General features: G+C 67.3%; 28 protein-coding genes. 12 read left to right on the top strand and 16 right to left on the bottom strand.

Annotated features, from left to right (window positions below):
- The first annotated feature begins 25 nt into the window (after positions 1-25).
- Positions 26-277 (top strand): hypothetical protein, encoded by a 252-nt coding sequence (locus CHRYSEO8AT_RS07340; protein ID WP_159848456.1) that lies wholly within the window; start codon positions 26-28, stop codon positions 275-277.
- A gap of 3 nt (positions 278-280) precedes the next feature.
- Here CHRYSEO8AT_RS07340 and CHRYSEO8AT_RS07335 read toward each other — a convergent pair whose 3' ends face one another.
- The 3 genes from CHRYSEO8AT_RS07335 to CHRYSEO8AT_RS07325 all read right to left on the bottom strand — a co-directional run bounded on the left by CHRYSEO8AT_RS07335 (position 281) and on the right by CHRYSEO8AT_RS07325 (position 1,985).
- A complete protein-coding gene (locus CHRYSEO8AT_RS07335) occupies positions 281-1,018 on the bottom strand; it encodes a molybdopterin-synthase adenylyltransferase MoeB (RefSeq protein ID WP_159848453.1) in 738 nt (245 codons plus the stop codon).
- Positions 1,019-1,063: 45 nt separating this feature from the next.
- Positions 1,064-1,474: a BLUF domain-containing protein gene (locus tag CHRYSEO8AT_RS07330; RefSeq protein WP_159848450.1), complete on the bottom strand. Its 411-nt coding sequence runs from the start codon at positions 1,472-1,474 to the stop codon at positions 1,064-1,066.
- Between the two features lie 109 nt (positions 1,475-1,583).
- Positions 1,584-1,985, bottom strand: a complete 402-nt coding sequence (locus CHRYSEO8AT_RS07325) for a BLUF domain-containing protein (RefSeq protein ID WP_159848448.1) — start codon at positions 1,983-1,985, stop codon at positions 1,584-1,586.
- Between the two features lie 133 nt (positions 1,986-2,118).
- Here CHRYSEO8AT_RS07325 and hslV point away from each other — a divergent pair, with 133 nt between their 5' ends.
- Positions 2,119-2,679: an ATP-dependent protease subunit HslV gene (gene hslV / locus CHRYSEO8AT_RS07320; protein WP_159848445.1), complete on the top strand. Its 561-nt coding sequence runs from the start codon at positions 2,119-2,121 to the stop codon at positions 2,677-2,679.
- Between the two features lie 13 nt (positions 2,680-2,692).
- On the opposite strand, the gene CHRYSEO8AT_RS07315 is transcribed toward hslV, so the two are convergent.
- Together CHRYSEO8AT_RS07315 and CHRYSEO8AT_RS07310 are read right to left on the bottom strand one after the other, a co-directional pair.
- On the bottom strand, positions 2,693-3,274 hold the full coding sequence (locus tag CHRYSEO8AT_RS07315; protein ID WP_159848442.1) for an ATP-dependent Clp protease proteolytic subunit: 582 nt from the start codon (positions 3,272-3,274) through the stop codon (positions 2,693-2,695).
- The gene (locus CHRYSEO8AT_RS07310) at positions 3,274-3,480 is read right to left on the bottom strand and encodes a hypothetical protein (protein ID WP_159848439.1); all 207 of its coding nucleotides are present in this window, start codon (positions 3,478-3,480) and stop codon (positions 3,274-3,276) included. Before CHRYSEO8AT_RS07310 ends, CHRYSEO8AT_RS07315 begins: the two co-directional genes overlap by 1 nt.
- 165 nt (positions 3,481-3,645) lie before the next feature.
- Here CHRYSEO8AT_RS07310 and hisS point away from each other — a divergent pair, with 165 nt between their 5' ends.
- A complete protein-coding gene (hisS, locus tag CHRYSEO8AT_RS07305) occupies positions 3,646-5,136 on the top strand; it encodes a histidine--tRNA ligase (protein WP_159848436.1) in 1,491 nt (496 codons plus the stop codon).
- A 365-nt stretch (positions 5,137-5,501) separates the two neighbouring features.
- Here the strand turns inward: hisS and CHRYSEO8AT_RS07300 are convergent, their stop codons facing one another.
- Positions 5,502-7,625, bottom strand: a complete 2,124-nt coding sequence (locus tag CHRYSEO8AT_RS07300; protein ID WP_159848433.1) for a M13 family metallopeptidase — start codon at positions 7,623-7,625, stop codon at positions 5,502-5,504.
- Positions 7,626-7,781: 156 nt separating this feature from the next.
- On the opposite strand from CHRYSEO8AT_RS07300, the gene CHRYSEO8AT_RS07295 reads away from it, so the two are divergent.
- Positions 7,782-9,617: a cation:proton antiporter gene (locus CHRYSEO8AT_RS07295; protein WP_159848430.1), complete on the top strand. Its 1,836-nt coding sequence runs from the start codon at positions 7,782-7,784 to the stop codon at positions 9,615-9,617.
- 192 nt (positions 9,618-9,809) lie between these two features.
- Positions 9,810-10,451 carry a TetR/AcrR family transcriptional regulator gene (locus CHRYSEO8AT_RS07290; protein ID WP_159848427.1) on the top strand — a complete coding sequence of 214 codons (642 nt, stop codon included), beginning with the start codon at positions 9,810-9,812 and terminating at the stop codon, positions 10,449-10,451.
- Positions 10,452-10,517: 66 nt separating this feature from the next.
- Here the strand turns inward: CHRYSEO8AT_RS07290 and CHRYSEO8AT_RS07285 are convergent, their stop codons facing one another.
- Genes CHRYSEO8AT_RS07285 through CHRYSEO8AT_RS07275 form a run of 3 tightly spaced genes read right to left on the bottom strand, consistent with a single transcriptional unit; the run spans position 10,518 to position 11,974 of the window.
- On the bottom strand, positions 10,518-11,099 hold the full coding sequence (locus CHRYSEO8AT_RS07285; protein ID WP_159848424.1) for a Smr/MutS family protein: 582 nt from the start codon (positions 11,097-11,099) through the stop codon (positions 10,518-10,520).
- The gene (locus CHRYSEO8AT_RS07280; RefSeq protein WP_159848421.1) at positions 11,096-11,335 is read right to left on the bottom strand and encodes a helix-turn-helix transcriptional regulator; all 240 of its coding nucleotides are present in this window, start codon (positions 11,333-11,335) and stop codon (positions 11,096-11,098) included. Before CHRYSEO8AT_RS07280 ends, CHRYSEO8AT_RS07285 begins: the two co-directional genes overlap by 4 nt.
- A gap of 24 nt (positions 11,336-11,359) precedes the next feature.
- Entirely contained in the window at positions 11,360-11,974 is a 615-nt protein-coding gene (locus CHRYSEO8AT_RS07275) for a DUF2975 domain-containing protein (RefSeq protein ID WP_159848418.1), read from the bottom strand.
- A gap of 453 nt (positions 11,975-12,427) precedes the next feature.
- Here CHRYSEO8AT_RS07275 and rdgB point away from each other — a divergent pair, with 453 nt between their 5' ends.
- Both rdgB and hemW read left to right on the top strand, forming a co-directional pair.
- Positions 12,428-13,030, top strand: a complete 603-nt coding sequence (gene rdgB, locus CHRYSEO8AT_RS07270) for an RdgB/HAM1 family non-canonical purine NTP pyrophosphatase (RefSeq protein WP_159848415.1) — start codon at positions 12,428-12,430, stop codon at positions 13,028-13,030.
- Complete coding sequence (gene hemW, locus CHRYSEO8AT_RS07265; RefSeq protein ID WP_159848412.1) at positions 13,023-14,183, top strand: radical SAM family heme chaperone HemW; 1,161 nt, start codon at positions 13,023-13,025, stop codon at positions 14,181-14,183. The genes rdgB and hemW overlap by 8 nt, the downstream gene beginning before the upstream one ends.
- Here hemW and CHRYSEO8AT_RS07260 read toward each other — a convergent pair.
- Positions 14,180-15,835, bottom strand: a complete 1,656-nt coding sequence (locus CHRYSEO8AT_RS07260) for a GNAT family N-acetyltransferase (RefSeq protein WP_159848409.1) — start codon at positions 15,833-15,835, stop codon at positions 14,180-14,182. The two genes, hemW and CHRYSEO8AT_RS07260, sit on opposite strands and share 4 nt — an antisense overlap.
- A gap of 156 nt (positions 15,836-15,991) precedes the next feature.
- On the opposite strand from CHRYSEO8AT_RS07260, the gene CHRYSEO8AT_RS07255 reads away from it, so the two are divergent.
- A complete protein-coding gene (locus CHRYSEO8AT_RS07255; protein ID WP_159848406.1) occupies positions 15,992-16,489 on the top strand; it encodes a hypothetical protein in 498 nt (165 codons plus the stop codon).
- Positions 16,490-16,631: 142 nt separating this feature from the next.
- Here CHRYSEO8AT_RS07255 and CHRYSEO8AT_RS07250 read toward each other — a convergent pair whose 3' ends face one another.
- Positions 16,632-16,886, bottom strand: a complete 255-nt coding sequence (locus tag CHRYSEO8AT_RS07250; protein WP_087121181.1) for a GlsB/YeaQ/YmgE family stress response membrane protein — start codon at positions 16,884-16,886, stop codon at positions 16,632-16,634.
- A 179-nt stretch (positions 16,887-17,065) separates the two neighbouring features.
- Between CHRYSEO8AT_RS07250 and CHRYSEO8AT_RS07245 the strand changes: the two genes are divergently transcribed.
- The 3 genes from CHRYSEO8AT_RS07245 (at position 17,066) to CHRYSEO8AT_RS07235 (ending at position 18,936) form a co-directional block, all read left to right on the top strand.
- Positions 17,066-17,449, top strand: a complete 384-nt coding sequence (locus tag CHRYSEO8AT_RS07245; protein ID WP_159851648.1) for a helix-turn-helix domain-containing protein — start codon at positions 17,066-17,068, stop codon at positions 17,447-17,449.
- 47 nt (positions 17,450-17,496) lie between these two features.
- The gene (hisN, locus tag CHRYSEO8AT_RS07240) at positions 17,497-18,282 is read left to right on the top strand and encodes a histidinol-phosphatase (protein ID WP_159848403.1); all 786 of its coding nucleotides are present in this window, start codon (positions 17,497-17,499) and stop codon (positions 18,280-18,282) included.
- A gap of 81 nt (positions 18,283-18,363) precedes the next feature.
- Complete coding sequence (locus CHRYSEO8AT_RS07235) at positions 18,364-18,936, top strand: hypothetical protein (protein ID WP_159848400.1); 573 nt, start codon at positions 18,364-18,366, stop codon at positions 18,934-18,936.
- Between the two features lie 16 nt (positions 18,937-18,952).
- Here CHRYSEO8AT_RS07235 and CHRYSEO8AT_RS07230 read toward each other — a convergent pair whose 3' ends face one another.
- The 3 genes from CHRYSEO8AT_RS07230 to CHRYSEO8AT_RS07220 form a co-directional block, all read right to left on the bottom strand.
- Complete coding sequence (locus CHRYSEO8AT_RS07230) at positions 18,953-19,987, bottom strand: alpha/beta fold hydrolase (protein ID WP_159848397.1); 1,035 nt, start codon at positions 19,985-19,987, stop codon at positions 18,953-18,955.
- Positions 19,984-20,904: a class I SAM-dependent methyltransferase gene (locus tag CHRYSEO8AT_RS07225; protein WP_159848394.1), complete on the bottom strand. Its 921-nt coding sequence runs from the start codon at positions 20,902-20,904 to the stop codon at positions 19,984-19,986. Before CHRYSEO8AT_RS07225 ends, CHRYSEO8AT_RS07230 begins: the two co-directional genes overlap by 4 nt.
- 95 nt (positions 20,905-20,999) lie before the next feature.
- The gene (locus tag CHRYSEO8AT_RS07220) at positions 21,000-21,806 is read right to left on the bottom strand and encodes a class I SAM-dependent methyltransferase (RefSeq protein WP_201304377.1); all 807 of its coding nucleotides are present in this window, start codon (positions 21,804-21,806) and stop codon (positions 21,000-21,002) included.
- A 271-nt stretch (positions 21,807-22,077) separates the two neighbouring features.
- Between CHRYSEO8AT_RS07220 and CHRYSEO8AT_RS07215 the strand changes: the two genes are divergently transcribed.
- On the top strand, positions 22,078-22,557 hold the full coding sequence (locus tag CHRYSEO8AT_RS07215) for an Hsp20 family protein (RefSeq protein WP_159848388.1): 480 nt from the start codon (positions 22,078-22,080) through the stop codon (positions 22,555-22,557).
- Between the two features lie 49 nt (positions 22,558-22,606).
- Here CHRYSEO8AT_RS07215 and CHRYSEO8AT_RS07210 read toward each other — a convergent pair whose 3' ends face one another.
- Together CHRYSEO8AT_RS07210 and CHRYSEO8AT_RS07205 are read right to left on the bottom strand one after the other, a co-directional pair.
- Positions 22,607-23,083 (bottom strand): RNA pyrophosphohydrolase, encoded by a 477-nt coding sequence (locus CHRYSEO8AT_RS07210; protein WP_159848385.1) that lies wholly within the window; start codon positions 23,081-23,083, stop codon positions 22,607-22,609.
- The gene (locus CHRYSEO8AT_RS07205) at positions 23,083-24,279 is read right to left on the bottom strand and encodes a divergent polysaccharide deacetylase family protein (protein WP_159851647.1); all 1,197 of its coding nucleotides are present in this window, start codon (positions 24,277-24,279) and stop codon (positions 23,083-23,085) included. The genes CHRYSEO8AT_RS07210 and CHRYSEO8AT_RS07205 overlap by 1 nt, the downstream gene beginning before the upstream one ends.
- Positions 24,280-24,365: the final 86 nt, after the last annotated feature.

The raw sequence follows: 24,365 nt of genomic DNA, 5'->3' as shown, positions 1-24,365 counted from the left end.
GGCGACCTGTCTGAGGAAGCGTGCGTTGGACTCCTACTATTGCATCGTCAACCTGCCCGGCGTTCCGGTGCGGGACATCTGCGTCCTCGACGCGATCCACGACACGGCGGCCAATCAGGCGCTGGAAGGCGTGGCCCGCAACTGGGTCGGGTTCGAGACCCTGTATCTGTATTGCGGCGAGCGGCTGGTGACGGTGCTGAGCAACCCCGCCCTGGGCTTCGCCGCACCCCTGCCCGGCTTTGATCTGGCCGACGTCCGCTTCGCCACGGCCGCCTGAGGCTCAGTCGCCGCAGACCGGACAATAGGGGTCAGCCCCCACCCGCACGGTCCGCGCCGTGCCCGCCAGACCGTCATAGAGCAGCAGTCGTCCGGTCAGGGCCTCGCCCGCCCCCGTGATCAGCTTGATGACCTCCAGCGCCGCCATCGACCCGATCACGCCCGCCAGCGCGCCGACCACCCCGACCCGCGAACAGGTTTCCGCATCCGGCGGAACCTCAGGCGTCAGGCATTGATAGCAGGGCCGGCCCGCAAACACTCCGACCTGACCGTTCCAGCGTCCCAGCGCGCCCGACACCAGCGGCTTGCCGGACGCGACGCAGGCCGCATTGACCCACAGCCGGGTCTGGAAATCGTCGGTGCCGTCCAGGACGATGTCGAACGCCCCGACCCGCGCCTGGGCATTTTCGGCCGTCAGCCGCTCGCCGAAGGTCTCGACGGACACATGCGGATTGAGCCCCTCCAGCCTCTGCGCCGCCGCTTCGACCTTGGGCCGGCCGACCTCCACCGTGGAAAAGGCGATCTGCCGTTGAAGATTGGACAGGCCCACCACATCGTCGTCGATCAGACCCAGCGTCCCCACGCCCGCCCCCGCCAGATACAGCGCCGCCGGCGCGCCCACGCCGCCGGCCCCGACGATCAGCACGCGCGCGCGCTTCAGCGCCTGCTGCCCCGGCCCGCCCACTTCGGACAGGACGAGGTGGCGCGCATAGCGTTCGACTTCGTCTTCGGAAAAGATCACCGCCTCATCTAGCCATCCCGACGGCGGTGCGCGAGGGGCGCCGCGCTAAACGGCGTCGGCCGTCGTCTGAACCAGACCCGCCAGCAGACGATCCACCTCGGCGGGGACGTCCGCCTGCGTCATATCGGTCGCCAGGAAAGCCTCGACCTCAGGCGTCGCTTCCAGCCGCCCCATGGCCCAGGCGGGAAACAGTCGTTCCGAGATCGGTTGGTCCGACAGAATGCACAGATTGTCGTGGCGGCGGTCTTTGCTCACCCGCGCCATGACGCGGTTCAGATCGGCGCGCGCCCCTTCGAGAATCTGAAGGAACCGCCCGTCGTGGCGCATCAGCACGCCGGTCAGATGGTCGCGGCGATTGTTCTGTTCGGACACGCCGATGATGTCGATCAGAGGCATGAGGCCGGAGCCGACCGACCCGGTCGCCTCGCTGACATAGACAATACGGAACAACGCCATAACCACTCTTACGCAACTCAGGGCCAGGGCCCGACGTGCGACAGCTAGGCGATCGGGGTTAACAGAAGGCGCCGCCCCAAGGGCGGATCAGGGGCGGATCAGGGGCGGATCAGGCGGCCATCTTGACGTGTTCGCACGACAGCAGCTTTTCCAGTCCTGCACAGGACAGATCGCTCAATCGCCGCCCGTACAGAATGTCGCGCGCCTGGATGTCCGTGAGCGCGCACAGACGGGCTGAATCCTGCATGCGGCGCTGCATCACCGGACGGTCTTCGAGGATGCGGATGTTGCGATGACGCGGATCCCTCGACAGGCGCGCCAGCAGTCGGTCCAGATCTCCGCGCGCGCCTTCCGCCATCTGGGCGGCCTCGCCCTCGTGGAACATCATGGCGCTGCTGATCTCGTCGCGGCGATTGTTGCGCTCTGACGCGCCCAGGATTTCGGCGACCGATTGAACATCTCTGCCCGTCGCGCCGATCATTTCGCTTACGAAAACGACGCGATAAAGCAAGATAATGCCCTCATTAGGCGTGTTGATGGATGCGGATTGTGCGTTCTAGCCATTATTGGGGTCAAAATAAGACACGGTTATCCCAATCCGGCACGGACTTGATGCACGCCGCCCGGCGCGCCATCTGACGGGGATGACACAGAGCGCTTCGAACTTCCCCGACTGGCACGGCACCACCATCCTGGCGGTGCGCAAGAACGGCCGCACCGTCATCGCCGGCGACGGCCAGGTCTCGATGGGACCGACTATCGTCAAGGGCGCGGCGCGAAAGGTGCGGGTTCTGGCTGGCGGCAAGGTGCTGGCGGGCTTCGCCGGCGCCACGGCCGACGCCTTCACCTTGATCGAGCGGCTTGAGGCCAAGCTGGAGCAGTATCCCGACCAGCTGGCCCGCGCCTGCGTGGATCTGGCCAAGGACTGGCGCACCGACCGCTATCTGCGTCGGCTGGAGGCGATGCTGCTGGTGGCGGACAAGTCGTCGATCTTCACCGTGACGGGCGTCGGCGACGTGCTGGAGCCGGAATACGGCGTCGCCGCCGTCGGTTCAGGCGGCAACTACGCCCTGTCGGCGGCCCGCGCCCTGATCGAGGAAACCGAGCTGGACGCCGAACAGGTCGCCCGCAAGGCGATGAAGATCGCCGCCGAGATCTGCGTCTACACCAACGGCAATCTGACAGTGGAGACGCTGGACGCCTGATCCTGCCGCCGCGTCAGATCACGTCAGCGATCAGGCCCAGCGCCTTGGCCTCCTGCGCCTCGATATACCAGTTGGCGGGCGCACGTTTCAGCACCTCCTCCATCGTGACGGAGGACCCCAGCACCAGATTCTCGAACCCCTCGTTCTGGATGGCGATGGAGTGTTCCAGCTCGTTCAACATCGCCCGGACCGAGGCGACGCAGGTGGTCAGCGGCCCGATCACGTGCAGTTCCTTGTCCATCTTGCGTTCGTGGATCATCACCCGCGTGCCCCGCGTCAGATAACGGTTCGGGGTGGCGAAGAAGCTCATGAAGGTGGCCCCGGCCGAATAGATGGCCGCCTTGCCAAGGAAGACCAGCCGGCGCGACGGATTGATGTCGCTCTGGAACCGGACGTCCTCCCCCATCATCCGCGCCACCTCGGGATCTCCCCCCAGGGTCGACAGCTCGATCACCGTCAGCCCGGTCTTGGGGGCGGCGGCCAGCTGATCGCGGAACCGATCGTACATCGCATAATCGACGGCGCCGGCCAGCAGGATGCGCGGCGTGTCGAAGGCTTCGGCCGTCAGGACGCCCGTCGGCGCGGAACGCGACATCAGGCGTCGGACGACGACGCGGCGTCGTCGCTGACCGGATAGCCCTGCGCCGAGGCCCAGGATTTCGCCTCGCCGATGGAGAAGAAGGCCTGATCGCGGATGTGTCGCGACCCGTCGGTATCCACCAGTTCGCACTCCCACCAGCGGATGGTGCGTCGGTCCGACGTGTTGCAGGTGCGGGATACGAGAACGGCGTGTGGCGTCATGGCGCTCAACAACGGAAAGCCTGTGCCCAGGTTCCGCCCCATTACGATTTCTCTACGCGTAAACAAACGCCTGTGTCCGCTGACCGACATTCGACCACCCGGCGCATATGGCTTCAGCAGCCCATGCAATTTGCGATGGCCCGCCCCTTGGCTTAAGCGCGCGCCATGAGCACAGACACGCCGATCCGCCCCATTGCCCGCAACCCGCGCGGTTTCGCCGACAAGCGCGGCCGTGACCTGACCGCAGAGCGGCGCATCGTCGCCCGCGTGTCCGAGGTCTATGAGCGCTGGGGCTTCGAACCGCTGGAGACGCCAGCCTTCGAATATGCCGACGCCCTAGGCAAATTCTTGCCCGACGCCGACCGCCCCAACGAAGGCGTCTTCGCGCTTCAGGACGACGCCGGGTCGGATGAGCCGGGGGAATGGATGGCCCTGCGCTACGATCACACCGCGCCGCTGGCCCGGTTCGCGGCCCAGACGTGGGAGACCATGCCCAAACCCTTCCGCCGCTATGCCTATGGCCCGGTGTGGCGCAACGAGAAGCCCGGCCCCGGCCGCTTCCGCGAGTTCTGGCAGTGCGACGCCGACACCGTCGGCTCCGACCGGCCCGAGGCCGACGCCGAGATCATCGCCATGGCCTGCGAAGGCCTGGCCAGCGCGGGCCTGGACGCCGGCCAAGCCCAGATCCGCGTCTCGAACCGCAAGCTGTTCGACGGCCTGTTCGACGCCGGCGGCGTGACCGAGGCCGGTCAGCGGCTGACGGCCCTGCGCGCCATCGACAAGGTCGACCGCCTGGGCTGGGAAGGCGTCGTCCAACTGCTGGGCGAAGGCCGACTGGACGAGTCCGGCGACTATACCAAGGGCGCCAGCCTGCCGACCAAGGTCACCGCCGCCATCGAGGCCTTCCTGGCCTCGGCCAACACCCCCGGCCTGACGCGGGCGCAGACCCTGGACGCCGTCGCGCGTTCCGGTGACCTGGGCGCGGCGGGCGAGGCGGCGCTGAACGAACTGGCCGCCATCGACCGGGCGCTGGCCGCCATGTCGGTCGGCCAGGACGCCGTCAAGTTCGACCCCACCATCGTGCGCGGCCTGGAATATTACACAGGCGCCGTGTTCGAGGCCGAACTGCTGCTAGACACCGTGGACGACAAGGGCCGACCGGTCCGCTTCGGCTCCATCGGCGGCGGCGGCCGCTATGACGATCTGGTCGCGCGCTTCACCGGCCAGAGCACGCCGGCTACCGGCTTCTCCTTCGGAGTCTCGCGCCTGGCCTCGGCCCTACGTGCGGCCGGACGCGGCGCCGAGGACGCCGTGCGCGGACCCGTCGTGGTCATCGTCTTCTCCGAGGACGACATGGCCCATTATCTGACCGCCGTCGCCGAACTGCGCGCCGCAGGCGTCGCCGCCGAGCTTTATCTGGGTCGCGCGGGCATGAAGGCCCAGATGAAATACGCCGACCGGCGCGGCGCCCCCGCCGTCGTCATCCTGGGCGGAGACGAGATCGCGGCGGGCGAGGTCACCATTAAGGATCTGGACGCCGGCCGCGCCGCCGCCGCGGCCATCACCGACAATGACGCCTGGAAAGCCGAACGCCCCGGCCAGATGAAAATCCCACGCGAAGGCCTGGTCGCAGCCATCAAATCCATTATCGAATAAGCTTCGATAATAAGGGGCCTCCAAGATGAGTTATCAGCGATAAGTCGAAGAAAGTTCGACTCGGGCGAAACGCGCCGTTGACGCGGACGGGGCCGATGCGTCAAATGAACTCACTCGAGGGCAAGCGTTGCTCAAGCGCGCAGCACTCGAAGGCGTTTCGGGGAGGAAACGTCCGCTCTGCAAAGAGCGCGAAAGCCCGCTGCGATGTATCCCCCGCAGCGGGCTTTTTCGCGTCTGGAGCCCAGCTCGGCCTCTGAAATACCTCGACAAATTGTCGATGCGAAGTCGAGGTTTCGACATGTGCTTGTCGATATGAAAAAGGCCGGGGCGAACCCCGGCCTTTCCATTCTCGAACAAGCGTCGCCTTACCAGAGGCGAACGCGTTCCTCGGGCGTCAGATAGTATTTCGTGCCCGGCTGGACGTCGAAAGCGTCGTACCAGGCGTCCACGTTGCGCAGCGGGCCGATGACCCGGAACTGGGCGGCCGAGTGCGGATCGGTAGCGACCTGCTGCTTCAGGGCTTCGTCACGATACTTCGACTGCCAGACCTGGGCCCAGCCGTAGAAGAAGCGCTGGTCGCCCGTCGCCCCGTCCAGAACCGGCGCCGGCTGGCCGTTCAACGACAGGTGATAGGCCTCAAGCCCCACCGCCACGCCCGAGGCGTCGCCGATGTTCTCGCCCATCGTCAGGCCGGGATTGATGGTGTAGCCGACGATCGGCTCATAGGTCGCATATTGCGCACCCAGACGCGCGGTCAGGGCCTCGAAGTTGGCCTTGTCCTCAGGCGTCCACCAGTTGCGCAGCACGCCGTCGCCGTCGGACTTGGAGCCCTGGTCGTCGAAGCCGTGGCCGATCTCGTGGCCGATCACCCCGCCGATGCCGCCATAGTTGACCGCCGCATCGCCGTTCGGATCGAAGAAGGGCGGCTGCAGGATCGCCGCCGGGAAGACGATCTCGTTGTTGGCCGAGTTGTAGTAGGCGTTCACCGTCTGCGGGGTCATGCCCCACTCCGACTTGTCGACCGGCTCGTTCAGGCGGGCCAGATCATAGTTCCACTCGAACAGGCCCCGGCGCTCGGCGTTGCCGACCAGGTCGTTCGCGCGGATGTCCAGGCCGGAATAGTCGCGCCACTTCTCGGGATAGCCGATCTTGACCGTGAACTTGCGCAGCTTCTCCTGCGCCGCCGCCTTGGTCTCCGTCCCCATCCACGTCAGGGTCTCGATCCGGTGCGACAGGGCGGTGCGCAGATTGGCGACCAGTTCTTCCATCTTGGCCTTGGATTCGGCCGGGAAATACTGAGCGACGTAAAGCCGGCCCGTGGCCTCGCCCAGCGAACCTTCGGCGAAGGAGATGGCGCGCTTTTCGCGGGTGCGCTGCTCGGGCTGGCCCGACAGATCGCGCGAGCGGAACTCCCACTGGGCGTCCGAGAAGCGCTTGGACATCATCGGCGCCATGTCATCGGCGGTGTGGAAGGCTTCCCAGGCCTGCAACAGCTCGACCGGCGTCTCGGCGTAGATGGCCGCGATCTTGGGCATGGCCGTGTCCTGTCGCACGATCAGGCGCGGCACGCCGCCCAGTTCGGCGGCGTCGTAATAGGCCTGCCAGGCGAAGCCGGGCGCGTCCTCGGCGAGTTTGGCGATGGTGAACTCGTTGTAGGTCTTGTCGCGGTTGCGGTTCTCGGCCGGCGACCAGTGGGCCTCGGCGATCTTGCCTTCCAGGGCCACGATCTGGGCGGCGGTCTCGGTTGGGTTGGCCCAGCCGATCATACCCAGCATGCGCGCGACATAGGCCTCGTACAGGACCTTCTTGTCGGCGAAACGGGCGTCCAGATAATAGTCCCGGTTGGGCAAGCCGATGCCCGACTGACCCGTCGAGACGACGTAGCGGGTCGGCTGTTTGGAATCGATGGTGATGCCGGTGCCGAAGAAGGACGAGCCGAAGCGGCCGACCGTCTGGCCCATATAGACGGCCATCTTGTCATGGCTGTCGGCGGCGCGGATCGCGGCCAGATAGGGTTGCAGCGGCTGGGCGTCCAGTTGCTCGATGCGCGCTTCGTCGATGTAGGAGCGATAGGCGTCGGCGACCTTGGCCTCGTCCGAACCGGGCGCCAGGTCGGTGCGGTTCGCCAGGCCCAACACCAGTTCCTTCATACGGTTGTCCGACAGTTCGCGCAGCAGGGCGAACGAGCCATAGCTGGTGCGGTCCGACGGGATGACCAGTTTTTCCAGCGCCTTGCCGTTGGCGTACTGGAAGAAGTCGTCGCCCGGCTTAACCGCTGTGTCGCGGCCGGCCATGTCGAAGCCCCAGGTCCCGTAACGGGGCGCCTCGGTGCCTTGCCAGCCCGCCGCCGTCTCTTCGCCCGAGAACAGCGAAACGATCGAGCAGGTCTCGTCGATACAGGCGTGGTCGTGGCCGACGTCCTGCGCAAAGGCGGCGCTGGCGGGCAGAAGAAGGGCGCCGACAGCAGCCCCGATAAGCAGTCTTTTCATCACGGATTCCTGGAAGCCGCCCCTGAAACGGACGGGTCGGGCCGGACCCTAGACCCGCGCGAGGGGGTGTCGCCTTAAAAAAAGTTCATGAAAGCCGTGCGACCTCTCGCCACGGCCGGCGGATAAAGGTCACATACGCTAAGACGAGGAGGGCGGATGCACGGTCAGGGCGGGGACTATAAGGATCTGGTGGTCTTTCTGGCCGCCGCCGGCGTCATCGTGCCCCTGGTCAACCGGCTGAAGATCAGTCCCGTGCTGGGTTTCCTGGCGGCGGGCGTGCTGCTGGGGCCGGACGGACTGGGCCGGTTCGCGCACGTCATGCCCTGGCTGTCGTGGCTGACCATCGGCGATCCGGGCCAGTTGGCCCAGCTGTCCGAACTGGGCGTCGCCTTTCTTCTGTTCATGATCGGGTTGGAGCTGTCGTGGGAACGGCTGAGGGCCATGCGCCGGCTGGTGTTCGGCCTGGGCCTGATGCAGGTCGTGGTTTGCACGGCCGTGCTGGCCTGCGGCTTCCTACTGATGGGTCAGACGCTGGCCAGCGCTGTGGTGCTAGGGATGGGCTTGGCCCTGTCCTCGACCGCCGTGGTCATGCCGGTCCTGGCCGAGCGCGGCCGGCTGAAAGGGACGGTCGGCCGCTCCACCTTCGCCATCCTGCTGGCCCAGGATCTGTCGGTCGCCCCCATCCTGATCACCGTCACCGTCCTGGCGGCCCTGGCGCAGCAGGGCGGCGCGCTGGACACCGCCGTGCTGGGGCGCGCCCTGTTCACCCTGGTGCCGGCCGCGCTGGGCCTGGGGCTGATGGTGCTGTTGGGCCGTGTCGTGCTGCGCCCGATGTTCCGTTCGGTAGCCAAGGCCCGCAAGGTTGATCAGGGCGGCGAACTGTTCGTCGCTGCTTCCCTATTGGTGGTGGTCGGCGCCGGCCTCGCTGCCCAGGCCAGCGGCCTGTCGATGAGCATCGGCGCGCTGTTAGCCGGCGTGCTGCTGGCCGAGACCGAGTTCCGTCGCGAGGTCGAGGTCTCCATCGAACCGTTCAAGGGCCTGTTGCTGGGCGTCTTCTTCGTCGGCGTCGGCCTGGGGTTAGACCTGGACGCCATCGCCGCCGATCCCGTCGGCGTCTTCGGCCTGGCCTTGGCGCTGACGGTGGTGAAGACGGGCGTCATCTTCAGCCTGGCGCGGTTATGGGGCCTGGGCGCGCGGCCGGCGCTGGAGACGGCCCTGGTCCTGGCCCCGGCGGGCGAGTTCGCCTTCGTCGTCTTCGCGACAGGCCTGGTCGAGGGTCTGGCGCCGCCGCAACTGACCAACACCGTGGCCTTGTCGGCGACGGTCAGTATCTTCTCCATTCCCCTGCTCGCCCTGCTGGGCCAGCGGCTGGCGCGCAAGTCGGCGCCCGCCGGCCAACCGCTTGATCTTCCAGCGCTGGAGGCGGCGGACGGCGCCGTCATCATCGTCGGCTTCGGCCGCGTCGGGCGGCTGATCGGCGAGATGCTGAAGGAGCACGACCAGGCCTTCATCGCCCTAGACACCGATCCCGGCATCGTCTCGGCCGGCAGGCGCGACGGTTTCGACGTCTTCTACGGCGACGCCGGCCGCCGCGAGATGCTCCAGCACTGCGGCGTGCAATCCACCCGCGCCCTGATCGTGACGATGGACGCCCCGACCAAGGTGGACGAGGTGGTCACGGCCGCGCGGTCGATGCGCGAGGACCTGATCCTGATCGCCCGCGCCCGCGACGACCAGCACGCCATGCGACTTTATGGCCTGGGCGTCACCGACGCCGTGCCGGAGACGACCGAGGCCAGCCTTCAGCTGGCCGAAAACACCCTGGTCGATCTGGGCGTGCCCATGGGCCTGGTGCTGGCCTCGATCCACGAACGGCGCGACCAGTTCCGCAAAGCCTTCCAGGCCGCAACCCCGATCGAGCGCCGCAATCGCCCCAGCCGGGCGCTGCGTCGAACGGTGCGTCCGGCCAAAACTGCCCCCAGTCCAGACTAGGGGCTGATACCTACGGTCGCCAAGCGGACCCATTTTCGTCATGGTTCCGTGATGCAAGCGCGGCTTCCGTATTCCTGCATCTTCGGAGCAGCAGCGCCCATCCGACCCGCTCTCGGGCCGAGATATTCACCTGAAGTCGACGGCGGATGCTCCCTCTCATCCGCGACTTAAAGTAGAGTAAAAGCCTGATTTATGACTGATACTGTCGCAACCCTCGCCGTCGAACCCCGCCTGAACCGGCGCCAGGCCGCCAAGATCCGCACGCGACAAAAGGTTCTCGACGCCGCCCGCTCGCTCTTCGCCGAGCGCGGCTATGAGCCCGCCACCATCCGAGACATCGCCAAGGGCGCCGGCATGTCCACCGGCGCCGTCTTCGCCAACTTCCAGGACAAGGCCGAACTGTTCGAGGCCGTCCTGACCGAGGACATGACGCGTCTGGCCGAAGTGGTCGAGGCCGCCGCCCCCAAGGGCGAGCCCGTCCGCCAACGCCTCGTCACCGCCCTCAGCGCCGGCTACCACTCGTCGCTGGACCAGTTGCCCCTGTTCCAGGCCATCGTCGCCCGGTCGTGGTTCCAACCGCTGGCCGCCGAAATGCGCGCCCGCGCTGCGACCAAGAACCTGCTCCTCGCCATCGGCGGCATCCTGCAGGACGCCGTGGCCAAGGGCGAACTGTCCAAGGACGCCGACAGCCGCCTGCTGGTCGAGCTGATCTGGGACGCCTATCTGTCGAACTATCGCCGCGCCGCCTATGACGAATGGGACGCGCAGGCCCTGTCGGACCATATGGGCAAGCAGATCGACGTGATCCTGGCCGGCGCCATCGCCGCCAAATAGGCCGAAGACAAGTCGCTTTGGAAAAGGCCGGGTCCGCCAGCGCGGATCCGGCCTTTTTCGTGGGCGTCAGGTCTGACGTTTCAGGGTGACGTAGAAGGCGCCGTTTCCGCCGTGCCGCTGGTGGGCGACGGTGAAGCCCGACACGACGCCGCGTAGCGCGGTCGACGACATCCATTCCCCAAAGGCCGAGCGGATGACCCCGCCGCCCATCCGGCCCTGCCCCGTGATGACCAGCACCGCGCGCATCCCGCGCGTCTGACACGAGATCAGGAAACCGCGCAGTTGATCCTCGGCCTCGAACCGGCCGAAACCGTGCAGGTCGATGCGCGCCTCGATGGGATCGCGTTCGCGCGACAGCCGCTGCTTGCGACGCGGCTCCAGATCCTCCGGCGCCGGCTTGGGACGCGGGGGCGAAGCGCGTTTTTCGACCGGGGGCGCGGCGGCGACGCGTTTGGGCGACGACTTGGCCAGCGGACGCGAGCGTTCCACCGGCGTGACGACGATCTCGGGCGGGGTCTCGGCGCCGGGCGTGACGCGGGCGGCCTTGCGCGTCTTGGGCGTCGCCACCGATCCGGCGACGCGGGTCCAGATGCGACGGTCTTCGGGCGTCAGTCCGTTCTCGTCACGGCTCGGACCCTTTCGCCTCATGCGTCGCCGTCGTCCTCGATCGTGTCTCCCGGACCCGGTTCATGGGCCAGCAGGTCGCCGGGCTGGCAATCCAGTTCGCGGCACAGGGCGTCCAGGGTCGAGAACCGCACCGCACGCGCCTTGCCGGTCTTCAGGATCGACAGGTTCGCCACCGTCACCCCGACCCGGTCGGCGAGTTCGGTCAACGACATGCGGCGTTCCACGAGGACGCGGTCGAGCTGGACGCGGATGGCCATGCGGGAATCCTACTTCGAAACGGCTCAGATCGTCAGTTCGGATTCGCGGCGCAGGCGCGCGCCCTCGCGGAACACCTCCGCCAGCACGAAGACGATCAGCACGGAAAAGATCGGTGTCAGCAGCTCGCCCAACCCCTGCGGGTCCATGACGCCGGGCGCCAGCCGCTTGGCGACGAAACCCTGCGCCACCCAGACGCCGCCGGTCACGACCGCGAGCGTCAGACCGATCTGGCGCAGACGGCGCACATTGTCGGGCTGGAACGGGTCGCCCATGGTCAGGGTGCGAATGATGCGGCGCAGGCTGCGCAGGATCAGCATGAAGCCGCCGAAATAGGCCGTCGCGGCGCCCAGGCCGAACAGCAGCAGGGTGCGCGTCAGCGGCAATTGCTTGCCGCCGGAATCCCCGCTGACGGTGATGTTCACATTGTCCAGGGGAATGAAGATCGCGGCGATCACCAGCAGCAGCAGCACGCCGGTGATCAGCCAGAGCAGGATGTAGGCGACGTCCAGCACCACCTTCAGCATGCTGGAGACCGAGCCCGGTCCCATCGCCTTGAAAGGAATGCGCAGGGCGCTGAGCCCCTTAATGGCGCTTGCCTCGCCTCGCTTCAGCGGATTTGGCGGCGTCGGCAGGCGCATGGTCTTTCTGATCTCAGGCCGGGGAAGGCGGGGCGATGGCCACGCGGGGTCCGGCGAACCCGCGCGCGGCTCTATACATCGCGGTCTTCATGCTGGTCGTCAAAGCTCTCTTGATCGAAAAAGGCTAGATCAGACGCCTTGGAACAGAATGACGACCAAGGCGGTCGGCAGGGCGGCGATCAGAACGGTGGCGACAAAAGCAGCGCCGACCTTGTCGAGCCACATCGAGGCGTTCATCGTGTGCATGGTATTTCTCCGTCTTTCCTGTTTGGGCGATTATCGCCCTTTGCATTTGTTAATCGCATGATCATTTCCGTTTTCGCGGAAGTCATGAACGTTGCGACCTCGTTCCTGACGATCAATAGATAGGCCGTGCGGACGGAAAAGGCACGTTACATATCGTTTAACGATATTAAAATTTGGCAATAGACTGTTTCAGGGGCGTGATCGTCGATGAATCTCAAGCTTATCAAGGGGATGCGGCTCGTCGTCGCGACTCATAACCCCGGCAAGGTCCCAGAAATCTCGGCGCTGCTGGGCGGAAATTACGAGATCGTCACTGCAGGCCAGTTGAATCTGCCTGAACCGGACGAGACCGAGACGACTTTCGCCGGCAACGCCATGCTGAAGGCCCGCCACTCCGCCCAGCTGTCGGGCGAGGTTTCGCTGGCCGACGATTCCGGTCTGTCGGTCTCAGCGCTTGACGGGGCGCCGGGCATCTTCTCCGCGCGCTGGGCCGGACCGGGCAAGGATTTCGCGGTCGCCATGACAAAGGTCGAGCAGCGGCTGGAAGAGATCGGTGCGACCGATCGGGCCGCCTGGTTCACCTCGGCCCTGGCCGTCGCCTGGCCCGACGGTCCCTGCGTGGTGGTCGAGGGCGAGGTTCACGGCCAGCTGACCTTCCCGCCGCGCGGCGACCGGGGATTCGGCTACGACCCCCTCTTCATTCCCGACGGCGGCGATCTGACCTTCGGCGAGATGGAGCCCCAGGCCAAGGACGCCATCAGCCACCGCACCCGCGCCTTCGCCAAGCTGAAGGCCGCCCTGATTGACTGATCCCCGCGATCCAGGGACCGACATCGGCCTCTACGTCCACTGGCCCTATTGCGCGCGCATATGCCCCTATTGCGATTTCAACGTCGTGCGCGACCGGGGGCGGACCGAGGAGCAGGCCGGGCTGGTCGAGGCGATCCTGGCCGATCTGCGCGCGCAGAGGGTTCTGACCGGCCCGCGACGACTGGCCTCGATCTTCTTCGGCGGCGGCACGCCGTCGCTGATGGCTCCCGAGGCCGTCGCCCGCATCGTGGCGGCGGCGCGCGACCTGTTCCCGCCCATTGGCGAGATCGAGATCACGCTGGAGGCCAATCCCACCGACGCCGAGGCCGGCCGTTTCGCCGCCCTGGCCGAGGCCGGGATCAACCGCCTGTCGATGGGGGTGCAGGCGCTGGACGACGCCGCCCTGAGATTCCTCGGTCGCGACCATTCGGCGGCCGAGGCCCTGCGTGCGGTCGATCTGGCCCGCCGCGCCTTCGAGCGCCTGTCCATCGACCTGATCTACGCCAGACCGGACCAGACGCCCGAAGACTGGGCCGCCGAACTGACCACGGCCCTGGCCCTGGGGTTCGAACACGTTTCGCCCTATCAGCTGACCATAGAGCCCACGACCGCCTTCGGTCGGGCGTTTGCACGCGGCACCCTGACGCCGCCGGACGAGGACCGCGCCGGCTCGCTTTATGAAACCACCCAGGACGTGCTCTCGTCCGCCGGTTTCGACGCCTATGAGGTGTCCAACCATGCGCGTGGCCCGACCGCCCGGTCGTCGCACAATCTGCATGTCTGGCGCGGCGGCGACTATCTGGGCCTCGGTCCCGGCGCCCACGGACGGTTGACGCTGGACGGCGTCAGGACCGCGACCGTCGCCCATCGCCGCATCGCCGACTATGTCGCGGGGGTTTCGGCCGCTGCACCTTGGTCGGACCGCGACGCACAGCCTCCAGCCGATGCGGCCGAGGAGCGGTTCCTGCTGGCCCTTCGCACCACCGAGGGCGCGCCCGCGGTTCTGCTCTCGGCTCTGGACCTGTCGCCAACGCGGGCGCCCGTCGCGGACCTGATCGCCGACGGGTTTCTGATGCTCCAGGACGACCGGCTGATCGCCACCACCCGCGGTCGTCCGGTGCTGGACGGGGTGCTGAAGGCGCTGCTGACCTAGCCCTTCCTCAGCCCCAGCATTCCCAGCCAGCCGCCGCTGGTCAGCAGCGCGACGTCCAGCAGCGCCAGCGGCAAGGGCGTCGAAACCGGCGCCGCAATGAAGCGCGAGCGCCAGTCGGGTGCGAACTTGGCCTTGTAGCTGCGCAGCCCCTGGAAGCCGTACAGCGCCCCACCTTCGTCGAACACCAGGGCGCCGACCCGCGCGAACACCGGGGCCAGGCGCCGATCCTCCAGCCCCGCCAAGGGGGCCATCCCCAGGTCGAAACTGGCCAGGCCCTCGGCCTTGGCCCACTGGGCGCAACGAATGAACAGATAGTCCATCACCCCGTGCGGCGCGTCGGGATGGTGCCGCATCAGATCCACCGCCGCCTCGTCCGGCGCCGTCAGCAGATTGGCGAAGGCCACGATCTTCCCGCCCTCGCGCACGACGGCCAGCGGCGTCAGGTCCAGATAGGCGGCGTCGAACCGCCCCAACGAAAACGACTTCTCCGCGCCTTCATGCATGGCCAGCCAGGCGTCCGAGATCGCCTTCAGCTCGCCCGCGATCGGCCCGACCGATCCGGGCGGCAGCACCTCGAACGACGCCCCTTCCCGCTCGGCGCGATTGATCGCCGTGCGCAGGTTCTGCTTGCTCTTGCCCTCCAACGAGAACTGGTGGGCGTCGATCACCGCCGTCTCTCCGACCTTGCGCATAGCCAATCCCATGGTCGCCAGATCGCCCAGCGCGTCCTCGCTGACGGAATAGAAGACGGCGGCTCCGCCATAGCTGTCGGCCGTCTCCGCGAAGGACCACAGCAGTTCGCGCCGCTCGCTCTTCAGTCCCGCCGGCTCGCCCATCGCGATCCAGCGGCGACCGCGCACGCGGTAGGCCAGGAAGCTGGACCCCGACGGGCTGAACATCAGGGCCTTGTCGCCCAGCATGGCCAGCCAGGCCTCGGGCGTCGCCGAATTCGCCGCCTTCAGGGCCGCCGTCGCGCGTTCGATGTCGGCGGCGCTGGCCGGGCCGTGACTATGCGACCCCGGCGAACTCAGCAGCGAACGTCCCGCCACCACCAGCGTCAGGATCGCCAGCACCAGCCCCGCCCGCAGGAAGCCCGACGCCTGGCGATCGCTGAGGAAACGCCACCACAGTTCGTCACTATAGGCCACATCGCGATAGGCGAAGAAGCCCAGCCACAGCATGGCCGCCACCACCGCCGTCAGCAGCAACAACCAGCTGGGCCGCAGCGGCTCGCTGAGCCGCGAACGCCGATTGAAGGCCGTGCGGCAGGGCGCCAGCAGGGCAGCGACGATGGCCAGATCGGTCGCCTGCTGCCAATCCAGGCCTTTGAGAACCGAAAACACCGCCCCTGCCGCCAGCACCAGCAGCGCCGCCCAGTAGGCCCCCCGCCTGCGACGCCATAGGCCCGCCGACAGCATCAGCAGCAGGAAGCCCGCGATGCTTCCGACAAAATGCGACAGGTCGACCAGGATCGGCGAAACCACCCCGGTCAACAGGCGCAGCCGTCCGTCGAACTCGGGCGTCACCGCCGAGACCAGCATCAGGGCGCCCGCTCCGAAAGCCAGCACCGCAAAGATCTGCGGCGTCAGCTCATAGGCCAGGCCCAGAAGGCGGCGGATCAGACCGGACGTATGCCTGGGTCGGCTAGACAAGCTTGGCCTCTCGAATCGGGAAGTGCCCGAACATAGACCAAGAATCGTCCAACCGGGGCGGTCCTGAGGTCATTTCTAGGCGCGTGAAACATATCGTAACATGGCGAGTTTGGTCTGGTGCGGGCGTCGGGCTCGCGTAACCGGGGACGTTCTCCCATGACCATCAAGACTGTTCTTCTGGCCGGCGCTGCCGCCGCCTTCATGACCGCCGCGCCGGCTATGGCGCAAGAAGCCACGCCCGCTCCGGCTGCTGCGCCTGCCGCCGCTGCGTCCTCGCAGCAATCGCTTTCGCTGAACCCCGGCTCGAGCGTCGCGGGTCCTGACGGCGAACTGGGCAAGCTGGAAGGCGTTCAGTCCAATGCCGAAGGCAAGCAGGAGCTCACCGTGCGCGGCGCCGACGGCCAGCTTCGCGCCGTGCCGCTGAGCGGCATCCGCCAAGAAGGGACCGGCGTGGTCGTGGCCTACACCAAGGCCGAGTTCGACGCCGCCGCCCCCATCGCGGGCGCACCGCCTGCTCCGGCCGCCGCGCCTGCTGCGACGCCGAGCCCGGACACGATGAGCGAGCCGACCACGGAGCCGACCGAGCCGGCGACGAGCGAGCCGATGACGCCCGCGCCGGACGCCGCGACGCCGGCTCCCACCGAGCCGCAATAAACCGACCTTTCAGGGTTGAATGACAAAGGGCGGTCGGATTTTCCGACTGCCCTTTCGTTTGCCTGCAATGGAAGAGCGGAATCACCCAGCAAAAAGGGCGGCTCTTTCGAGCCGCCCTTTTCGTCTTCAGCCTATTGCCGGATCAAGCGCGACGCTTGACCAGTCCCAGAAGGAACAGCAGCAGGCAGGCGCCCAGAAACGCCACGATCAGCGTCACGAAGTTGAAGCCGCCGACCGGCGTACCGAAGACGTTGGCGGAGATGAAACCGCCGATCAGGGCGCCGATGACGCCGACGATCAGATTGGTGAGCAGGCCGTGATTACGACCCATGACCTTTTCAGCCAGCCAGCCGGCGACGATGCCGATGACGAGCCAACCAATGATTCCCAAACCCATGCTGTGGTTCCTTCCTGTAAAAGCCAAGCTGTTGCAGTAAATGCAGCTCGAGCCATACGGTTGCGTCGTCATTGCTCGCTTGCCGCAATATTGCCGAACTCGCCTCGGACGCGATCCGGCACGGCGATTGCCCCCATCGACGTGTGTCGTCCCGCATCGGGACAGACGTTGATACGAGGATCACGGCCATGGCCGCCGACATCGACCTGCACCTGGGCCGCCGCCTGCGTCGGCGCCGGCGTCTGTTGGGCCTGACCCAGCAGCAGCTGGCCGTCCAGGTCGGCATCCGCTTCCAGCAGATCCAGAAATACGAATGCGGCGCCAACCGCATCTCGGCCGCCCGCCTGTGGCAACTGGCCGAGGCGCTGGAAACGCCGGTCGCCTATTTCTACGACGGTCTCGCAGAAGCGATGGAAGACGACGCGCCCCTGCCCAAGGGCGGCGAGGTCTTCTCGCGCAAGGAGACCCTGGACCTGATCCAGGCCTATTATCAGCTAGACGAACGGCCCCGCCGTCGCCTGCTGGACCTGGCCAAGTCGCTGCACACGGATATCCCCGCCTGAAACGCAGAGGGGCGCCCAAGCCGATGAAAGCGCGGTAAGGGAGCCTCATGACCGAATACGAAGCCTTCGCCATCGAACTGGCGCGCGAAGCCGCGCGCGTGACTTTGCCCTTCTTCCGCTCGGACATCGGGCATGAGGACAAGGGCGGCGCCGCCGGCTTCGATCCGGTCACCGAGGCCGACAAACAGGCCGAGGCCGCCATTCGCCGCCTAATCGCGGCCCGCTATCCCGACCACGGCGTCATCGGCGAGGAATATGGCCAGGACCGGCCGGAAGCCGAGCACGTCTGGGTGCTGGACCCCATCGACGGCACCCGCGCCTTCATCTCGGGCCTGCCGCTGTGGACCACCCTGATCGCCTTGCGTCAGGCCGGGAGGCCCACGGTCGGCGTCATCGCCCAGCCCTATCTGGACGAGATCTTCATCGGCGGCCCGTCCGGCGCGCGCCTGCTGCGCGGCCAGACCGAGATGCCCCTGGCCGTCAGGGCGTGCGAGAAGCTGACCGACGCCGTCATCTCGACCACCGACCCCGACATCTTCAACGGCGCCGAACTGGGCGCCTGGACCCAGGTCCGCGCCACCGCCCGCCTGGCCCGCCTGGGCTGCGACGCCTATGCCTATGCCATGGTGGCGGCGGGCAAGATGGATCTGGTCGCCGAGACCAGCCTCAAGCCCTGGGACTGGTCCGCCTTGGTCCCGGTGATCGAGGCCGCCGGCGGCCGGGTCGTCAACTGGCGCGGCGCAGCCCCCGACGACAACGGCCAGATCCTCGCCGTCGGCGACGCCCGCCTGATCGACCAGGCCCTGGTGACCCTGAAACGCGCGGCGATCTGAGCTCCAAGCCCTCGAAAACCAACACGTATTGACGCCCGACGAATAGCGGCGTCAGGTGATCGCGGTTGGGGGACGCGCTCGATGTCGGGGCATTACACGCTGGTCGTCGGCAGTGATGTGCCCTGGGTCACCAGTTGGAGCGGCGAGCAAATCGTCGGCGCCGCGCCCTGCCAGACGGTCGGCGGACGTCTCGCTCTGATGCAGGCCAGCGATCCCGGAAGCGGCAAGCCCCAGTATTCGAAAAATCATCTCGTCCGCCAGCGGCTTACCGTCGTGCGCATGCTGTGCCCCATGTGCGGCCAACCGACGGATCAGGGTGATCGCTGGACGCAGATCGCGACACGCCGCTGCGCCGGACAGCTTCGAGCGCGCGGGGGCCAGGTTCGCGCTGACATCGCCGATGACCGGGTCATGATCGACGCTGGCTCGATCGCGCCCCTGCATCGGCGATGCGTCGACCGGTCGATGAAATACTGTCCGCACCTGCGGTCCAGCGACGACGTAATGGTGATGCGTTTCCCGCGCGAATGGCTGGTCCTGCCCCTGCTCGTGAAGTCAGAAACGAACGCCGGCGTCGCGGTCGCCTTCCTACAGCTGTGCGGCGTCACCCAGACCATCGACCGGCGCTGGCGCGCTCAGGCCGCACTCGGCTGAACGACCGAAGGCGCGCTCAGACCGCCGTCACGTCCGCCGTCCTGGCCGACGGATCAACGACCGCATCCGCCGTCGGGGCGACCATGTCGGCCATGGCGTCGAACTCGCTCAGGAAGACCGCGCGCAGGTCGTCGGCCTCCATGATGACCTCGTGCTTGGCCCCAGCCACCTCGACATAGCGGCCGCGCGGGATGCGTTTGGCGGCCCAGCGGTTCGTCTGTTTCCACACCACGTCGTCGGCGTCGGCCTGGACGATGACCACCGGCGCCTTGACCGCCTTCAGCGCCTTGGGCTTGAGCGCCCGCTCGCCGGCATCCAGCGCAAAGGCCAGCCAGCCGTAGGTGGGGCCGCCGATGGCCAGGTGCGGACAGGCGTACACCTGCTGGCGCCACATCTCGTATCGGCTCTCGTCGGAGGTCAGGGCGTCCTCGGCGAAGTTGTGGTCGAACGGATCGTCGGGATCGCCCAGGATATAGTCGCCCGCCTGGCCATGTCGGATGTTCCAGCGCATCACCAGCTTGACCGACCACATCGACCGCTTGCCGGTCTTGATCCGCAGCATGGGGCTGGACAGGACCGCGCCCGCGAACCGGCTCTCGCCGCTCTCCAGCGTCAACAGGTTCAGGCAGGCGCCCATCGAATGCCCGACCATGATCCACGGCTTGGGGCACTGGTCCTCATAGGCGTTCAGCAGGCGGTTGTAGTCGTCCAGAAACTCCTCGACCGCGCGGGCGTGACCCTTCAGCCGGTCGGGCAGCAAACGGGCCGACAGCCCCTGCCCCCGCCAGTCGTGGGTCAGCACGCACCAGCCGCGCGCCAGGAAGTTGCCGATGACCTCGTAGTATTTCTCGATCGGCTCGGTGCGACCGGGGCTCAGCACCACCGTGCCGCGCACCTTGTCCGCGCTCAGGTGAGACGGCTTCCACAGGCCGGCGCGCAGGCGCATCCCGCCTGCGCCGCGGAACCAGTCGCCCTTGCCGCCGGGTGGCGAGGCGGCGCCGGGCACCCCCATCAGGGGGGCGTTGGCGGCGAAGGCTTGGGCGCGGTTCACTCGGGCTTCCTGAACTTCAAGGTCATGCGATCGCTCTCGCCGATCGCCTCGTATTTGGATCGGTCGAACTCGGGATCGACCGGCTGGCCGCGCGGTGCCGTCAGGCGCGTGGGGGCCAGCGTATCGACGCCGAAGGGATGGTCCTTGGTGTCTTCGGGATTGGCGTTGATCTCCGACGCCTCGACGAAGACGAAGCCCGCCTCAGCCGCAAGCTGGCGCACGAAGGCCTCTTGCACATAGCCGTTGGCGGCGACCGGATCCTGATCCTCGGCGGGCGACAGCCGGTGCTGCTCGATGCCCAGGATGCCGCCGGGCCGAAGGGCGGCGAAGGCGTCGGCGAAAGCCTTTTCGGCGATGCCCGCCGCCATCCAGCCATGCAGGGTGCGCATGAACAGGCACAGTTCCGCCGTCCCCGCCGTGGTCACCGGGCCAGAGCCGGACCCGAACACCGTAAACTGCGGCTCGCCATACAGTTTCTTGTCGCTGGAGAACCGCGTGCGGAAGGCGGTGTTCAGCACGGCCTGGGCCGGATCGGCGGTCGGCCCTTCCGGGAACAGGGCGGCGACATAGGTTCCGGCGCCCTTGGCCAGATATGGAGCCAGGATTTCGGTGTACCAGCCGCTGCCGGGCCAGAACTCCACCACCGTCATGCGCGGCTGAAGCCCGAAGAACCGCAGCGTCTCCATCGGATGACGGAAAGCGTCGCGCGCCTTGTCCTGGGCGTTGCGCCACGATCCCTCGACCGCCCATTCCAACGACCCTTCCGCCGGGCCGGCGGGCTTGGGCGGCGCCTCGGGGGTCTTGGCGGCTTCGTCCTTGCGACCGCAAGCCGCCACGCCGGTCAGCGCCAGCGCGGTCGCGCCGCTCAGCAGGAACCGACGCGAAAACCCGCCCGCGCTCGCCAGACAATCAGCCATTCATAACTCCCGCAGGACGCCGGGACCCGCGTCCGACGCACCCTGACCCCTTGGGCTTAATCAGGTTCGCAGGCCTGGTCAAAACGCAACATCCCTTATTCGAGTTTGCGGAACCGCAGTGTCATCCGGTCGCTCTCGCCGATGGCGTCGAAGGCGGCGCGTTCCTCGGGCGTCAGGGTGCGGCCCGACGGATCGTTGCGCGCCGCCGACTGACGGATGGGCGGCAGGGTCCACACGCCGAACGGATGGTCGTGATCGTCCTTGGGATTGGCGTTCAGCTCGCTGCGCGCCTCCAGCACGAAGCCGGCGTTGCGGGCCTCGTGAATGACGTAGCTTTCGGGGACATAGCCGGTCGAGGCCACGTCGGCGACGTTAAGCCCCTCGGCGCTGCGGTGCTGTTCGACGGCCAGAACGCCGCCGGGCTTCAACGCCTTGAAGAAGGCCTGGAGATAGGGTTGGGTCCGGTCGTTGCGCGACCAGTTGTGGAAGGCGCGCGCCACCAGGATGAAGTCTGCGCTGCCCTCAGGCACACCCATATCTTCCAGCGGGCGGTTGACGGGCACATAGCGACCGCCGGTCGCAGCCGCATAGGGTTCCAGGATATGCCGCCACCAGCTGGCGCCGCCCGGCTCAATCTCAACCACCGTCATGCCCGGCGTCAGGCCCCAGAAGGTCAGGGATTCGTAGGGGTGGCGATAGACGTCGCGCGCGCGGTCGGCGGCGGGCCGGGTCTCGGCGGCGACCGCGGCCTGCAAGGCCGTGTCCTCGGCGAAGGTCGGCAGGGCGCTGGACAGGGCCGAACGCGGCGGCGTCCACGCGCCTTCGGTCTGGGGCGACTGCTGGGCGACGACAGGGGCGGCGGACAGCAGGACGGCGGCGAGGCCGAAGACGGCATGGCGCATGATCAGGGGCTCCGGGTTCAGGTCCTTCTCCATAGGCAGGCGCGGCGCCCGAGCAAATGACGATCGCGAGACGCAGGCCAATTTGACGCAAGCAAAATCATCACCGCCGCGCCCTTGACGCGGTTTTGCAGGTCACCATCTCTTCTCCCGAGAGCGCCGATTTCGGGTTCTCCAGACTGACGGCGCCGGTTTCGGGTCGTCGGACTGCATCCCTACCGTCCGGGCCAAACCGCCGGGCGGCTCAACCTTGCTGATCCTCAGGAGGATGCTGATGCGTACCTATGATTTCACCCCGCTGTACCGTTCGGCCGTCGGCTTCGACCGTCTGGCCAATCTGCTGGAAAGCGCCTCGCGCACGACCGGCCAGGACACGGGCTATCCCCCCTACAATATCGAGACCACGGGCGAGAACGCCTATCGCATCGAGATCGCCGTCGCCGGCTTCGGCCCCGACGAGCTGAATATCGAGGTGAAGGAAAACCTTCTCACCGTCACCGGCCGCAAGACCGCTAACGACGACGCGGCGACACAGAAGACCTATCTACATCGCGGCCTGGCCGAGCGCGATTTCGAGCGCCGCTTCCAGCTGGCCGACTATGTCGTCGTCACCGACGCGAACCTGGTCAACGGCCTGCTATCGATTTCGCTGAAGCGCGAACTGCCCGAGGCGCTGAAGCCCCGCCGCATCGAGATCGGCGCCGGCCAGCCCCTGATCGAAGGCAAGGCTGAAAACAAGGCCGAAGCGGCATAAGCCGTTTCAATGCGAACTAGGAAAGGGCGGCGTTCGCGCCGCCCTTTTTCTATGTCGCCAGATGCGAAAAGGCGGCGACGACCTGTTCATAGGCCGGGCGCTTGAACGGCACGATCAGGTCGCAGGCGTCCGACAACGGCCCCCAGCGCCAGGCGTCGAACTCGACATCGTCGTCGGCCGCCAGATCGATCTCGGCCTCGTCGCCGGTAAAGCGGAAGGCGAACCACTGCTGCTTCTGACCCTTGAAGCCGCGCCAGGCCTTGGCGTTGTTCATGGCCTCGGGCGGGAAGTCGTACAGGATCCAGTCGTCCGTCCGCGCCAGCAGCGCGACCGAGGTCACGCCCGTCTCCTCGCGCAGTTCGCGCCGGGCGGCGGCTTCCAGATCCTCGCCCGCATCGACGCCGCCTTGCGGGAACTGCCAGTTATGCGGGCCGGGCGTGGCGTGGCGCTGTCCGTACCAGACCAAGCCGTCGCGATTGAACAGCACGACCCCGACATTGGGCCGATAGGCGTCGAGATCGGACACTAGCGACCCGGCCGCATCGACATGGACGAGGCGGGCGCCAGTTGCAGGCCGCGCTGCTCCAGACCGGCGGTCCAGCGGGCGGCGGCCTCGACCGTCACCGGATAGCTGAAGCCGGTCCCCAGGGCCGAGCCGCGCAGCTTGGCTTGGGCTTCCAGCCCGTTCAGGGCGGCGATGATGGCGGCCGGCGACTGGGTCCGGTCGATGACGCGGTCCGCGCTGGCCCGCGCCCAGGCGCCCGGTCGCCGCTGGAAGGAACCGTCGTCCAAGAAGGCGACGCCGCGCTGACGCAGGATCCCCAGGAAGGCGTTCATGCCGGTGTCCGAGCTTGAGAACCGGTCGCCCAGATAGTTGGTCACGCCGAAATAGCCGGTGGCCCGACCCAGCAGCCAATCCATCTTGGCGCCGACATCGTCCGCGCCGCCGTCGGCCAGCAGCGTATAGGGGCCGGGATCGTTGTCGGGATAGCCGGTCGGCTCCATCGGCATTTCCAGCATGACCTCGTGGCCCTGCGCCCGCGCCTGGTCGATCCAGGATTGCAGGTTGTCCGCATAGGGCACGAAGCTGAGCGTCACTTCCGGCGGCAGGCGTTCGATGGCCGCGCGGGTCGTCACTGCATTCAGGCCCAGGCCGCCGACGATCAGCGACACGCGCGGCTTGCCGTTCGGACGGAAGGGTCGGGCATAGGCCTGGGCCGGGACGCGGCCGTCGGGCGCGATCATCGGCAGGGGGCCATTAGAGCCGGGCTGCGACAGGCCCGCGATCGGGGCCTTGGCCAGGGGCGAGGCGGCATGGACCGGAGCGCTGATGGGCGCGCCCTGGCCCGACACGCTGCCGCCATCCGGCAGGGTGATGACCGCATCGCCACCCGCCGCCGGGTCGCCGCCGCCCGCGAAATTCTGATAAAGCCCCATCGCTCCCATGGAGAAGGCCTCGAACCCGGTCGGCGCAACGGCCGGGGCTTGCGCCGCAGGGGCCTCACGCTCCAGCGCGACATGGGCCGAGGGCGTGCCGGCCTTGGGATCGCCCAGCACCGTCAGGAACAGGGCGCTTGTGCTCAGCAGGAACAGTCCGGCCAGGCCCGCCACGACCGGCGGCTTCTTCAGCGCATTGATGACGGGTGTCAGGCTCGGGCCGTCCTTTGCGCGCGGAGCGGCTCCGGCGGCGGCGGCGAGGGCGGATTGGCGTTTGGCGAACATGGGCACGGGCGGAACCGATCTGGAATCCTACGCCGACATCATCGCCCCGCGCCGGTTAAGAAACCCTAACGGCGGGTTCACCATGA

The sequence above is a fragment of the Brevundimonas sp. G8 genome, assembly GCF_902506205.1.
GTDB lineage: Bacteria > Pseudomonadota > Alphaproteobacteria > Caulobacterales > Caulobacteraceae > Brevundimonas.
Note: the sequence above shows the minus strand (reverse complement) of the source record. Positions and strands in the feature narration are given on the sequence as shown.

Coding starts and splice junctions, on each gene's coding strand:
- CHRYSEO8AT_RS07295 (WP_159848430.1), top strand. CDS start 7,782: ATGCACGGTCAGGGCGGGGACTATAAGGATCTGGTGGTCTTTCTGGCC.
- CHRYSEO8AT_RS07220 (WP_201304377.1), bottom strand. CDS start 21,806: ATGCGCCATGCCGTCTTCGGCCTCGCCGCCGTCCTGCTGTCCGCCGCC.
- CHRYSEO8AT_RS07315 (WP_159848442.1), bottom strand. CDS start 3,274: ATGTCGCGTTCCGCGCCGACGGGCGTCCTGACGGCCGAAGCCTTCGAC.
- CHRYSEO8AT_RS07300 (WP_159848433.1), bottom strand. CDS start 7,625: ATGAAAAGACTGCTTATCGGGGCTGCTGTCGGCGCCCTTCTTCTGCCC.
- hisS (WP_159848436.1), top strand. CDS start 3,646: ATGAGCACAGACACGCCGATCCGCCCCATTGCCCGCAACCCGCGCGGT.
- hslV (WP_159848445.1), top strand. CDS start 2,119: ATGACACAGAGCGCTTCGAACTTCCCCGACTGGCACGGCACCACCATC.
- CHRYSEO8AT_RS07250 (WP_087121181.1), bottom strand. CDS start 16,886: ATGGGTTTGGGAATCATTGGTTGGCTCGTCATCGGCATCGTCGCCGGC.
- CHRYSEO8AT_RS07215 (WP_159848388.1), top strand. CDS start 22,078: ATGCGTACCTATGATTTCACCCCGCTGTACCGTTCGGCCGTCGGCTTC.
- CHRYSEO8AT_RS07225 (WP_159848394.1), bottom strand. CDS start 20,904: ATGGCTGATTGTCTGGCGAGCGCGGGCGGGTTTTCGCGTCGGTTCCTG.
- CHRYSEO8AT_RS07310 (WP_159848439.1), bottom strand. CDS start 3,480: ATGACGCCACACGCCGTTCTCGTATCCCGCACCTGCAACACGTCGGAC.
- CHRYSEO8AT_RS07255 (WP_159848406.1), top strand. CDS start 15,992: ATGACCATCAAGACTGTTCTTCTGGCCGGCGCTGCCGCCGCCTTCATG.
- CHRYSEO8AT_RS07285 (WP_159848424.1), bottom strand. CDS start 11,099: ATGAGGCGAAAGGGTCCGAGCCGTGACGAGAACGGACTGACGCCCGAA.
- CHRYSEO8AT_RS07280 (WP_159848421.1), bottom strand. CDS start 11,335: ATGGCCATCCGCGTCCAGCTCGACCGCGTCCTCGTGGAACGCCGCATG.
- CHRYSEO8AT_RS07290 (WP_159848427.1), top strand. CDS start 9,810: ATGACTGATACTGTCGCAACCCTCGCCGTCGAACCCCGCCTGAACCGG.
- CHRYSEO8AT_RS07205 (WP_159851647.1), bottom strand. CDS start 24,279: ATGTTCGCCAAACGCCAATCCGCCCTCGCCGCCGCCGCCGGAGCCGCT.
- rdgB (WP_159848415.1), top strand. CDS start 12,428: ATGAATCTCAAGCTTATCAAGGGGATGCGGCTCGTCGTCGCGACTCAT.
- CHRYSEO8AT_RS07235 (WP_159848400.1), top strand. CDS start 18,364: ATGTCGGGGCATTACACGCTGGTCGTCGGCAGTGATGTGCCCTGGGTC.
- CHRYSEO8AT_RS07275 (WP_159848418.1), bottom strand. CDS start 11,974: ATGCGCCTGCCGACGCCGCCAAATCCGCTGAAGCGAGGCGAGGCAAGC.
- hisN (WP_159848403.1), top strand. CDS start 17,497: ATGACCGAATACGAAGCCTTCGCCATCGAACTGGCGCGCGAAGCCGCG.
- CHRYSEO8AT_RS07330 (WP_159848450.1), bottom strand. CDS start 1,474: ATGGCGTTGTTCCGTATTGTCTATGTCAGCGAGGCGACCGGGTCGGTC.